13 protein-coding genes are annotated in these 10,447 nt (G+C 43.7%); 11 read left to right on the forward strand and 2 right to left on the reverse strand.

What is annotated here, in order from left to right:
- Positions 1-24 precede the first annotated feature (24 nt).
- Together F6K57_RS27900 and F6K57_RS27905 are read left to right on the forward strand one after the other, a co-directional pair.
- Positions 25-927 (forward strand): hypothetical protein, encoded by a 903-nt coding sequence (locus F6K57_RS27900; RefSeq protein ID WP_293071663.1) that lies wholly within the window; start codon positions 25-27, stop codon positions 925-927.
- A gap of 195 nt (positions 928-1,122) precedes the next feature.
- The gene (locus tag F6K57_RS27905) at positions 1,123-2,049 is read left to right on the forward strand and encodes a hypothetical protein (RefSeq protein WP_293021185.1); all 927 of its coding nucleotides are present in this window, start codon (positions 1,123-1,125) and stop codon (positions 2,047-2,049) included.
- 200 nt (positions 2,050-2,249) lie between these two features.
- On the opposite strand, the gene F6K57_RS27910 is transcribed toward F6K57_RS27905, so the two are convergent.
- A complete protein-coding gene (locus tag F6K57_RS27910) occupies positions 2,250-2,414 on the reverse strand; it encodes a hypothetical protein (RefSeq protein ID WP_293021187.1) in 165 nt (54 codons plus the stop codon).
- A gap of 1,109 nt (positions 2,415-3,523) precedes the next feature.
- Between F6K57_RS27910 and F6K57_RS27915 the strand changes: the two genes are divergently transcribed.
- The 7 genes from F6K57_RS27915 to F6K57_RS27945 all read left to right on the forward strand — a co-directional run bounded on the left by F6K57_RS27915 (position 3,524) and on the right by F6K57_RS27945 (position 7,508).
- The gene (locus tag F6K57_RS27915) at positions 3,524-3,829 is read left to right on the forward strand and encodes a PqqD family peptide modification chaperone (RefSeq protein WP_293021189.1); all 306 of its coding nucleotides are present in this window, start codon (positions 3,524-3,526) and stop codon (positions 3,827-3,829) included.
- Entirely contained in the window at positions 3,813-4,259 is a 447-nt protein-coding gene (locus F6K57_RS27920) for a lasso peptide biosynthesis B2 protein (protein WP_293071658.1), read from the forward strand. The genes F6K57_RS27915 and F6K57_RS27920 overlap by 17 nt, the downstream gene beginning before the upstream one ends.
- Positions 4,256-6,274, forward strand: coding sequence for a lasso peptide isopeptide bond-forming cyclase (locus F6K57_RS27925; RefSeq protein WP_293071659.1), 2,019 nt, complete (start codon positions 4,256-4,258; stop codon positions 6,272-6,274). Before F6K57_RS27920 ends, F6K57_RS27925 begins: the two co-directional genes overlap by 4 nt.
- Positions 6,275-6,281: 7 nt before the next feature.
- Positions 6,282-6,587 carry a lasso peptide gene (locus tag F6K57_RS27930; protein ID WP_293071660.1) on the forward strand — a complete coding sequence of 102 codons (306 nt, stop codon included), beginning with the start codon at positions 6,282-6,284 and terminating at the stop codon, positions 6,585-6,587.
- 156 nt (positions 6,588-6,743) lie between these two features.
- Positions 6,744-6,941, forward strand: coding sequence for a lasso peptide (locus tag F6K57_RS27935; protein WP_293021195.1), 198 nt, complete (start codon positions 6,744-6,746; stop codon positions 6,939-6,941).
- A gap of 84 nt (positions 6,942-7,025) precedes the next feature.
- Complete coding sequence (locus F6K57_RS27940; RefSeq protein ID WP_293021197.1) at positions 7,026-7,220, forward strand: lasso peptide; 195 nt, start codon at positions 7,026-7,028, stop codon at positions 7,218-7,220.
- A gap of 90 nt (positions 7,221-7,310) precedes the next feature.
- Positions 7,311-7,508, forward strand: a complete 198-nt coding sequence (locus F6K57_RS27945) for a lasso peptide (protein WP_293021199.1) — start codon at positions 7,311-7,313, stop codon at positions 7,506-7,508.
- On the opposite strand, the gene F6K57_RS27950 is transcribed toward F6K57_RS27945, so the two are convergent.
- Positions 7,500-7,643 carry a hypothetical protein gene (locus F6K57_RS27950; RefSeq protein ID WP_293038935.1) on the reverse strand — a complete coding sequence of 48 codons (144 nt, stop codon included), beginning with the start codon at positions 7,641-7,643 and terminating at the stop codon, positions 7,500-7,502. The genes F6K57_RS27945 and F6K57_RS27950 overlap by 9 nt on opposite strands.
- A 119-nt stretch (positions 7,644-7,762) precedes the next feature.
- On the opposite strand from F6K57_RS27950, the gene F6K57_RS27955 reads away from it, so the two are divergent.
- Together F6K57_RS27955 and F6K57_RS27960 are read left to right on the forward strand one after the other, a co-directional pair.
- Complete coding sequence (locus F6K57_RS27955) at positions 7,763-8,689, forward strand: hypothetical protein (protein ID WP_293071661.1); 927 nt, start codon at positions 7,763-7,765, stop codon at positions 8,687-8,689.
- 8 nt (positions 8,690-8,697) lie between these two features.
- Positions 8,698-10,447, forward strand: a 1,750-nt coding sequence (locus F6K57_RS27960) for an ABC transporter ATP-binding protein (protein ID WP_293071662.1), incomplete at its 3' end; no start/stop codon positions are given.

Below are 10,447 nucleotides of genomic sequence, written 5' to 3' on the forward strand. Positions count from 1 at the left end.
ACCAACCCCAAAGAGTTAGGATTAATGACCCGACAGCCTCATGATCAATTTGCCAAACAGTATCTAACGGAGTTGTTAACACCTCACGGTCAGGTAGAAGTCAGCCGAGAACTAACCACTGAAGTTCGTCAAGTGGATATTTGGTTTCTACCAACAGCTTCTGAATCCACAGCACCAAAGGAAATCGGATTGCTCGGTAAGATGGCATCAACCGCCTGTTTATTGGAACCGTTCCGCAATGCTACAGGAATCATGGCAGTGCGCAATTGCCTGTTGAAGTTGTTTGCTCTCTACAGTGACCTGCAGCGGAAAGCACGACGAGAGAAAAACCCGATCAGTGAAACTGATTTGCCCTGTTTATGGATTTTGTCCCCTTCCTGTTCAGCCCAGCTGTTGAAGGGCTTTGGTGCAAAACTTAGTGATTCCGGTGATTGGGTTGCAGGAGTTTACTTTTTGCCTGAGTGGTTCAACACAGCCCTGGTAGCCATTAACCAGCTACCGCTTACCGAAGAAACCCTCTGGTTAAGAATTTTGGGACGGGATAAGACTCAAAGCCAAGCCATTAATGAGTTGCTAGAACTACCGGTCGGACACCCCTTACGGGGTAACATCTTAGAGATTCTGGCCAACTGGCGCATCAAAATAGAGGAAAGCGAAGATTTAACTGAAAACGAGAGGGAGTTAATTATGAATTTATCACCAGCTTATTTGCGTTGGCGGGAAGAAACCTTAGAGCAAGGAAATTTAGAGGGACAGCGCCTGATGGTGGAAAATCTACTGGCAGGGCGGTTTGGCACTGTTGATAAAGAATTATCCCGAACCATTGAGCCTTTGATGCAGTTGCCGATCACAGAGCGTACTCAGGTGCTGCTTAACTTGTCTCGTCAGGAACTGTTGGAGAGGTTTGGAGACAGTCGATGGGATTGATGCTCTGACCTTTCAATGGTATGGCGGTGGTATTTCGACCTCAGTTCGATGTCATAAGTTCGGCTGGGGGGCTTTCCTTGCGCCCCTAGCTTGGGTTATGGGGTAAAAGTCTCAAATGTCAAGATCCATGGGATCTGTTTTTGGTCAGTTGATCGGTGAAAGGCTACTAACACCAACCCCAAAGAGTTAGGATTAATGACCCGACAGCCTCATGATCAATTTGCCAAACAGTATCTAACGGAGTTGTTAACACCTCACGGTCAGGTAGAAGTCAGCCGAGAACTAACCACTGAAGTTCGTCAAGTGGATATTTGGTTTCTACCAACAGCTTCTGAATCCACAGCACCAAAGGAAATCGGATTGCTCGGTAAGATGGCATCAACCGCCTGTTTATTGGAACCGTTCCGCAATGCTACAGGAATCATGGCAGTGCGCAATTGCCTGTTGAAGTTGTTTGCTCTCTACAGTGACCTACAGCGGAAAGCACGACGAGAGAAAAACCCGATCAGTGAAACTGATTTACCCTGTTTATGGATTTTGTCCCCGTCCTGTTCAGCCCAGCTGTTGAAGGGCTTTGGTGCAAAACTTAGTGATTCCGGTGATTGGGTTGCAGGAGTTTACTTTTTGCCTGAGTGGTTCAACACAGCTCTGGTAGCCATTAACCAGCTACCTGTTACCGAAGAAACCCTGTGGTTAAGAATTTTGGGACGGGATAAGACTCAAAGCCAAGCCATTAATGAGTTGCTGGCACTACCGGTCGGACACCCCTTACGGGGTAACATCTTAGAGATTCTGGCCAACTGGCGCATCAAAATAGAGGAAAGCGAAGATTTAACTGAAGACGAGAGGGAGTTAATTATGAATTTATCACCAGCTTATTTGCGTTGGCGGGAAGAAACCTTAGAGCAAGGAAGGGAACAAGGCAAGGAACAAGGCAATTTAGAGGGACAGCGCCTGATGGTGGAAAATCTACTGGCAGGGCGGTTTGGCACTGTTGATAAAGAATTATCCCGAACCATTGAGCCTTTAATGCAGTTGCCGATCACAGAGCGTACTCAGGTGCTGCTTAACTTGTCTCGTCAGGAACTGTTGGAGAGGTTTGGAGACAGTCGATTGGATTGATGCTCTGACCTTTCAATGGTATTGCGGTGGTATTCCCCTTATATTCCGGTATCACTAGGTCAAGACTGACGCAAAACTCGTCAGCAAACCTGCTTATCTCATAGGGGCGCACACCGTGCGCTCCTACTTGCGATTTTGATTTACGACTGCAGCTACCAGAACACTAGCTCAAAGCTAACGGCTGTTATAGCATTTCCAAATCAGATGTAAACGTGTATGGTCTTTTTTTCTTGTTCAATAACACTCTGTATCTCTTGCCCCTCTTGCCTTTTGCCTCTTGTATGCATGGCTTTTTCAGCAATTCGTGTGTTTACAACCCAAATAAAAACACCCTGAGCTGTTGGCGTAGCGTGCGCGTAGCCCATAGGCTGTTAGCTTCACTGACCTTATCCTGACCTGATATGGCAGCAAAAGTTTTTCTGAAAAACTGTCCGGAATTTACTTGGAAGGGAGAGAACATTAAATTGAAGGCAAGGAAAAATTAAAGTAATGACAACAAAGAGTTAATTAGAGTTAATTATGCATTGATCATCAGCTGATTTCGGTGGCTCTGAACCAATGTTACAACAGGTTGCTCCAAATGTGTGGGGGATTGTCTATCGGATTAAAATGCGATCGCTCTTTAACTCCACCTCCAACCTAGGAAATTTACTTTTATCCCATAAGCGATGCAGCGCGGTCTTGAGGGTTCCCCCCACTCGCTATTGCCGTGGTTTCCCCCACTCGCTATTGCCGTGGTTTCCCCCACTCGCTATTGAATCAAGACAAAGAGTTTTACTATTTACATCATCAAGGGTATAATTGATAGATTTTGATATCTTTTTTTATTAATTCAATAAAGAATTAAAGTTTTATTAAAATCTCCGACAATTAGTTTAACTATCCCATGAATTAGGCTACAGTTAAATTAAATCAAAAACCTAAAATTTTAACTAGTATTAGTCCCTATCAATTCTGATTTATTCATAACAGTATAAATGCTGTAATTCAATCTGATAAATACCAATATTCACAAACTATTCACACAATATTTAGACATTTAAATTGTGAATATAGGCTGATATTGAGATGCAGAAATGGGGAGATAGTAGGCCGGATTTTGCACAAGTGAATCGAGCTTAAATTTAAATGCCTATTTGCTTATAGCAACTATAAATAGGTGGCAAACTCTCACGCGGTCATTCTGACCGCAATACCAAGGAATTTGGGGTTATGAATTTTCACAACTCGTTTATAAACGGGCTTATCGACCAAAAAGAGAGCAAGCAATACTAGAGAAACTAGCTCACTACTAACTCCTCAAACTAATCAAGTTATGTATCTAATATACCATGACTTGACTAATTTCAGCAAGGGTCATGGCTAATCAACTATAGGAATCTGGGGAATTACTCTCAATCCATTAATTACAATATCAGATAATTCCCTCACTAGTTTTATATAACAGCAATAATTACTTGGAGAATAAAAAATCATGAGTTTGGATTGTACTATCTCAAAGTCTTCAATTGTAGTAGCAACTCAAGAGCAACTATCTTCTGATCTCGGAGGAGAGGCAATCATCCTCGACATGAAGTCCGGAGTGTATTATGGCTTGAATACAGTAGGTGCTAGCATCTGGAATCTGATCCAGGAACCGAAAACTTTAGACGAAATTCGGAATGCACTGCTAGCAGAATATGAGGTTGAGCCAGAAAAATGCGATCGCGATCTGTTGGCATTACTCCAAGAATTCGCAGCAGTTGGGCTAATTGAGGTAAAAGATGAAGCAGTTGCGTAAGTTCTTGCGCCTTACTAGTAGAGAACGTCAACTTGTAATTAACACGTTCATCTTACTAGGATTAATCAGACTAGGGCTATGGTTACTACCATTTCAGACATTGCGGCGACTGATAGCAAAAATCAGTCAGCCATCACTTCAAGCTCAAGGCGTAAACCAAACTAACCTAAGCAAAATTGTCGGAGCTGTTAATCTCAGCAGTCGCTACATGCCAGGTGGTGTTAAGTGTTTAGCTAGAGCATTAACCACACAAGTACTGATGAGTCGCTGTGGTTACTCCCCTCAACTCAGAATTGGAGTTGCCAAAGGGGAGGGAGGAAAATTAGAAGCTCATGCATGGGTGGAAAACCAGGGACAGGTTGTGATCGGCTATCTCAGAGACCTTTCACGGTTTACTCCACTACCATCGTTTAAAGGAGGGAAACTATGAGTGGCATTGTGGGGATTTACTACCTCGACCAGGAACCAATAGACCGGGAAAATATTGGGCAAATGTTAGATATCCTTGCCCACCGGGGACCAGACGGAGCAGATATCTGGTGCCAGGGGTCTGTTGGTCTCGGTCATCGGATGCTTTGGACTACCCCTGAATCGCTGCTGGAAAAGTTACCTCTAGTTAATCACTCCAGAGATCTAGTTATTACTGCTGATGCTCGGATTGATAATCGAGAGGAACTGATTGTTGCTCTAGAGTTGAACGACCTTCCAGCAGAAAAAATTACCGATAGCCAACTGATCTTAGCCGCTTATGAAAAATGGGGAGAGCATTGTCCAGAGAAACTATTAGGTGACTTTGCCTTCGCTATCTGGGATAAGCACAAGCAGATCCTCTTCTGTGCTAGAGACCATGTTGGGGTTAAGCCTTTCTATTACTATCACAAATCCGGTCAAGGGTTTATTTTTGCCTCCGAAATCAAAGCACTCTTCTGTTTACCCTTCGTACCAAAGCGTCTTAACGAAGTTAGGATGGCTGACTATGTCGCCCTGATGATGGAAGACAAAGTTATCACCACCTATGACAACATTCTGCGGCTTCCTCCTGCTCACACCATGGTCGTTAGTCAGTCAGGGATAGAGCTAAACTGTTACTGGTCTCTAGACCCCAATCGTGAGCTAATCTTAGACTCTGACGAAGCCTATGCTGAAGCATTTCGTGACATCTTTACCGAAGCAGTTCGTTGTCGTCTCCGTAGTGCTTTTCCCATTGGTTCTCACTTGAGCGGTGGATTAGATTCTTCCTCAATCACTTGTGTCGCCAGGAAACTACTAGCTGAAGCAGGAGATGCTCAACTCCACAGCTTCTCCAACATTTTTGACAAAGTGACTGAGTGTGATGAACGTCCCTTCATCAATGCCGTTTTAGAACAGGGTGGGCTGATTCCCCACTATGTCCATGCTGATCAGTTTGGTCCGCTGTCAGACGTTGACGAGATTTGGCAGTATGAAGACGAAGCCTTACTTGGTCCAAGTCATCATTATCCTTGGCGACTGAATCAAGCTGCTAAGCAAGCAGGGATGCGAATTGTTTTAGATGGTCTCGATGGCGATAATGTCGTGTTTCATGGTGTGTCTAGATTGACAGAACTAGCCCATCAAGGACAATGGGAAGCTTTTGTCCAGGAAGCTGAGGCATTTTCCGAAAATTTTGGTAACTCACCCCAAGCCCTGATTAAACACTACAGTATCCTACACCTAAAAACCCTCGCCAAGCAGTTACGGTGGATTGCCTTTGCTAAAGCTGTACATCAGATTCACAAGCGTTTTGGCATCTCCCGTAAGCACCTGTTGCTCAATCATGGACTCAAGGCGTTAGTTCCGGAAGCAATCAAGCAACTTTGGCGAAAGTGGCGCAGACAAGACAAGTCAGCTACTCCTGTTGCACCTTTAGTTAACCGCAACTTTGCTGAACGCATTGGTATTGATCAGCGTATCCAAGCACTCGATAAGTCAGATCAACCATCACTCACAGTCAGAGAAGACCACTGGCGTAATCTAAGCCAAGGTATATTTCCCCTCATTCTAGAGCAGCTCGACCGCTACAATGCTGCATTTTCCCTCGAAGCTCGTCATCCCTTTATGGATAAGCGGCTACTTGAATTCTGTCTAGCACTGCCTTCCGAGCAGAAACTCTACCAGGGATGGAGTCGGATGGTGTTGCGTCGTGGGATGGCAGATATTTTACCAAAAGCTGTCCAGTGGCGAGGAGGCAAAGCCCATATGGGTCCAAACTTTATTCACGGTCTGCTGACCCTAAATCGTCAGGTGTTCGACGACGTGATCTTGAATAAGCTTGAACTCATTGAAGGGTACGTTGACACAGACTTTCTGAGACAAGTTCATCGACGCATGACCTCAGGAGGCAGGGTGCGAGAAAAAGACTGCATGACAGTCTGGCAGGGAATCATCTTGGCCTTGTGGCTTGACCGCACCCAAGTGACACCCTAAGTCTAACTTGGCAGGGAATCTACTTGGGATTGTGGTTTGGGCACAACCAAGAAACACCGTAAGTCCAATTCAGGCTGTAACTACCTTAAATTACTATCAGCAAAAGGAAAGTAAAACCATGCTAAAAACTTACACTACACCAGAGATGATTGTTCACGGCACCATTGAGGAGCTCACCGAAATCAGTGGACCTGATCGCATTGCAGATGTCCTGATTTTTAATGGTGATTTGAATAATCCCGCAGCTATATCAGATGACTCAATCAGCCTAGACTGCGATAACAATGGTAATTGTGATCCGTTCAAACAATAGTAACACAACTACTACTGGTGATAGTGAGTAATTAGCGATGCAGCGCGGTCTTGGGGGTTTCCCCCATGAGCGACTGCATCAAGACAGTGAGTAATTAATAGTTTAACTCAGGGTGTGACTACCTTAAACCACAATAACTACAACAAAAGTAACACCATGCTAAAAACCTACACTACACCAGAAATGATTGTTCACGGTTCTATTGAGGAGCTCACCGAAATCAGTGGACCTGATCGGATGGCAGATGTCCTGATTTTCAATGGTGATTTGAATAATCCCGCAGCTGAATCCGATGACTCAAGCAGCCTAGACTGCGATAACAATGGTAATTGTTCTCCGTTCCAACTACCGTAACAGGATTACTACTGATGAGTAATCAATAGTTTAACTCAGGGTGTGACTACCTTAAACCACAATAAGTACAAGGAAAGTAACACCATGCTAAAAAGCTACACTACTCCAGAGATGATTGTTCACGGTTCTATTGAGGAGCTCACCGAAATCAATGGACCTGATCGGATTTCAGATGTGCTGATTTTCAATGGTGATTTGGCTAATCCCGCAGCTGAATCAAACGACTCACAGAGCCTAGACTGCAATAATGGTAATTGTGTTGAGTTTAAACAACCGTAACACAATTACTACTATTGATGCTGACTAATCAATAGTTCAAATCAGGGTGTAACTACCTTAAGCTACCGTCAGCAAAAGCAAAGTAACACCATGGAAAAGAGCTACGCTACACCAGAGATGATTGTTCACGGCACTATTGAGCAGCTCACCCAAATAACTGGAGTTAGTACTACGTTAGATGTGCTTATTTTCAATGGTGATTTGGCTAATCCCGCAGCTGAATCAGATGGCTCAAGCAGCCTAGACTGCGATAACAATAATAATTGTGATCCGTTCAAACTACAGTAATACGATTAGCACTGGTGATGGTAAGTACTGAATATGAGTAGCGCCATTACCAAGGGCGACAAAGGTATTATCTACTACTAAATTATCTACTACTAAATTATCTAGTACTAAATTATCTACTACTAGCAAGATCATCCCCCAACTCGTTAGTGCTGCAACACTGACTCAGCAGAAGGGTCTTGGCTAGAGTTAGGGGACGCCTTTTTTGCTATCAAGTTCTCCCATCAAGTTTAACCTGCTCCTAAGTATCAATCATGTACATCTATACGGCCTACAACCTTTGTATTCATTCAGAGATTCCCTTACCTGAGCTATTGGAATCTCATGGACCCCCTGATGTGATCATACGTTTAGGGAAATTGAGTCATCTTCCTCCAGAAACAGCCAATTGGAGCAACCGTGTCCTTGGGGAATTGCATGGCAAAGCAAAGGTTTTGATTGAAGATGGGCGAGAGATTACTATCGAACCTGTGACAGGAGTAGACCAGTCCAAGCTCAGCCCTAACATCCTTGGAGCTTGTATGTCTGTGGTGCTGCGACAGAGGGGATTGCTAGTACTCCATGCTAGCAGCATTGTGGTCAACAATCAAGCGATCGCATTCATGGGTGGGTCAGGTTGGGGTAAATCCACCTTGGCTGGAGCGTTTCATCGGAAGGGTTATCATATTATAACTGATGATGTCATGCCTGTCAACTTTGATGACGGCTATCCTTTGATTATTCCTAGCTTTCCTCAGATTAAACTTTGGCCATCAGCAGCGGATTCTCTAGGACACAATTCAAAGAACTTACCTCCTCTTTACCCAAACGCACCAAAGCTTTCCTACACATTCAGTGATGGGTTTCAACGCACTGCTGTACCCCTGAAGCGACTCTATGTATTGGCCAAGGGAGACCAACATCAGATTACCAAGCTAACGCCTCAACAAGCGTTCCCTGAACTAGTCCGTCATAGCCGTGATGTAGATGTGCTAATTGCTCGAGACTGTGTCAGTACTCATCTGCGTCAATGCGCCAATCTAATCAAGACTGTATCTATCTGTCGCTTCACCAGAAAGCCTAATCTAATGGAACTTCCTGATCTAGTGGCCTTGGTGGAGAAAGATATCGAAGAAATCACTACTTCTGATAGTAGTAAAAAAGATCGCATCAATAGTATACTTCTAACCTCTAAACCTTAACACAAAAAATGGGAGCAGGCAAAACTTTAAGAAAAAAAATCCAGCAAACATTACGCCTTTTGCCTGCACTGCGTCTAGTCTGGCAAAGCAGTCCCTTTTGGACAGTAGCTCGCGTAGGAATTTTGCTGGTTCAGGGGATATTACCTCTACTATCAATTTATCTTACAAAACTAATTATTGATACAGTAACTGACGGATTACTTAATACTGATAAACAAGCCGTATTTCGTGATGTTTTACTTTTCCTAATCTTAGCCGGTACAGTTACTATTGTCACTACTCTTTTGAACTCCTTAGCTGAAGTAGTCAATACTGCTCATTCTCAGCGGGTGACTGACTACATGCAAGGGATTATTCATGATAAATCCCTAGAAGCTGACTTAGAGTACTACGAAAATGCCCTATACTACGATACATTACAAAGAGCTCAACAAGAAGCGCCCTACCGACCGCCCCGAGTCCTAAATCGTCTCACACAGATAGCTCAAAATAGTATTTCCTTGTTGGCGATGGTGAGTTTATTACTCTCCCTCCATTGGGGAATTGCTGGGATTTTATTTATTGCTGCTATGCCCGCGATGGTAGTACGGGTAAAATACTCTCGGGTTATCTATCGTTGGCAGCGTAAAAAAACACCCATGGAACGGCAATCCATGTATTTGGGTTACATGCTAACCTCAGACCAGTTTGCTAAAGAAATTCGGTTGTTTGATTTAGGGGTTTTCTTTACTGACTGGTATCGTCGCATCCGAGAGCAACTATATAAGGAAAAAGTAGCCATTGCCACTGGACGCTCCTTTGCTAACTTTGGTGCTCAAGCCGTTGCCGGAATGTTAATTTTTTCTGTCTATGGCTTTATTGTCTATCAAACTGTCCATGGGGATTTGGGCTTAGGCGATTTAGTGCTGTATCACCAAGCGTTGCAGCGGGGACAAAATAATATTCGAGGGTTATTAACTAGTATATCTGGTCTTTATGAAGATAATTTATTCTTAGCTAACCTCTACGAATTTCTGGATCTAAAACCTAACGTTGTTGAACCAACTTATCCCAAACCAATTCCCCACTCCATGAGCCGTGGTATTGTTTTCGATCATGTTAGTTTCCAATACGGTACTACAACTCGTCAGGCACTTAAAAACATCAACCTCACGGTGCGACCAGGGGAAACTATAGCGCTAGTGGGAGAAAACGGTTCCGGTAAAACAACCTTAATTAAACTCTTGTGTCGTTTGTACGATCCAACCGCTGGCAGCATCACCATTGATGGGATTGATATCCGCAATTTTAAAATAGCTGACTTACGCCGCCAAATCAGTGTGATTTTCCAAGACTACGCTAAATATAATTTCACCGCTAAGGAAAATATCTGGTTAGCGGACATTGATTTACCACGAGATCACGAAACTATTATTGATGCTGCTCGTCGTTCTGGTGCTGATGATGTTATCACTAGTTTGCCCCAAGGGTATAATACCATGCTGGGCAAATTGTTTGACCAAGGGGAAGAACTTAGTATTGGTCAATGGCAGAAAATAGCCTTAGCACGAGCTTTTCTACGAGACTCTCAGGTTATTGTATTAGATGAGCCTACCTCTGCTATGGATCCTAAGGCAGAATACGAGGTGTTTATGAAATTCCGCGAACTGATCGAAGATCAAGCTGCTATTCTGATCACCCATCGCTTATCTACTGTAAAAATGGCTGACCGGATCTATGTGATGGACCAAGGTTCAATTGTAGAAAGCGGTACCCATG

The organism is Moorena sp. SIO4A5, from assembly GCF_010672005.1.
In the GTDB taxonomy this organism is placed as follows: Bacteria; Cyanobacteriota; Cyanobacteriia; order Cyanobacteriales; family Coleofasciculaceae; genus Moorena.

Bases quoted from the DNA above. Each gene is read 5' to 3' on its own strand.
- F6K57_RS27900 (WP_293071663.1), top strand. From the start codon at position 25: ATGACCCGACAGCCTCATGATCAATTTGCCAAACAGTATCTAACGGAG.
- F6K57_RS27905 (WP_293021185.1), top strand. From the start codon at position 1,123: ATGACCCGACAGCCTCATGATCAATTTGCCAAACAGTATCTAACGGAG.
- F6K57_RS27910 (WP_293021187.1), bottom strand. From the start codon at position 2,414: ATGGGCTACGCGCACGCTACGCCAACAGCTCAGGGTGTTTTTATTTGG.
- F6K57_RS27915 (WP_293021189.1), top strand. From the start codon at position 3,524: ATGAGTTTGGATTGTACTATCTCAAAGTCTTCAATTGTAGTAGCAACT.
- F6K57_RS27920 (WP_293071658.1), top strand. From the start codon at position 3,813: ATGAAGCAGTTGCGTAAGTTCTTGCGCCTTACTAGTAGAGAACGTCAA.
- F6K57_RS27925 (WP_293071659.1), top strand. From the start codon at position 4,256: ATGAGTGGCATTGTGGGGATTTACTACCTCGACCAGGAACCAATAGAC.
- F6K57_RS27935 (WP_293021195.1), top strand. From the start codon at position 6,744: ATGCTAAAAACCTACACTACACCAGAAATGATTGTTCACGGTTCTATT.
- F6K57_RS27940 (WP_293021197.1), top strand. From the start codon at position 7,026: ATGCTAAAAAGCTACACTACTCCAGAGATGATTGTTCACGGTTCTATT.
- F6K57_RS27945 (WP_293021199.1), top strand. From the start codon at position 7,311: ATGGAAAAGAGCTACGCTACACCAGAGATGATTGTTCACGGCACTATT.
- F6K57_RS27950 (WP_293038935.1), bottom strand. From the start codon at position 7,643: ATGATCTTGCTAGTAGTAGATAATTTAGTACTAGATAATTTAGTAGTA.
- F6K57_RS27955 (WP_293071661.1), top strand. From the start codon at position 7,763: ATGTACATCTATACGGCCTACAACCTTTGTATTCATTCAGAGATTCCC.